The 411-nt window shown below is 62.0% G+C and carries 1 protein-coding gene; it reads right to left on the reverse strand.

Translation table 11 applies throughout. The features are described from left to right. A partial coding sequence (locus tag BFP99_RS00025; protein ID WP_141690737.1) for an RNA-directed DNA polymerase occupies window positions 1-411 on the reverse strand: 411 nt, incomplete at both ends.

A 411-nucleotide genomic window follows, 5' to 3' on the forward strand; every position in this document is an offset into this window, starting at 1 on the left:
CTTGGCGCCGAGCCTGGGCAGGAACGCTTCGACCTGGGCCAGCCATTGGTTGAGCTGTTGCGGCGACTCATGCAGGAACACGAAGTCATCGACATACCGGATGTAGTGCTTGGCGAGTAGCGTGTGCTTGGCGAACTGGTCCAGTGCGTCGAGGTAGATGTTGGCGAAGAACTGCGACGACAGGTTGCCGATCGGCAAGCCAAGGCGTGCAGGCTGTGCAACCAGGCGCTTGTGCTGCGGCACCCGGTTGAATAGGTGCGCCGGGCTGCGGGTCTCGTAATCCTCACGCGGGTCGTGCATGAGGATCTGCGTAGCCAGGGCCAACCACCAGGGCTCGGTGATCCTGGCCTCCAATTGCTTGCGCAGCACCGCCTTGTCGATGGCGACGAAGAAGTTGGCCAGGTCGCACTT

The organism is Pseudomonas sp. 1 R 17, from assembly GCF_900067035.1.
Classification (GTDB): Bacteria; Pseudomonadota; Gammaproteobacteria; order Pseudomonadales; family Pseudomonadaceae; genus Aquipseudomonas; species Aquipseudomonas marginalis.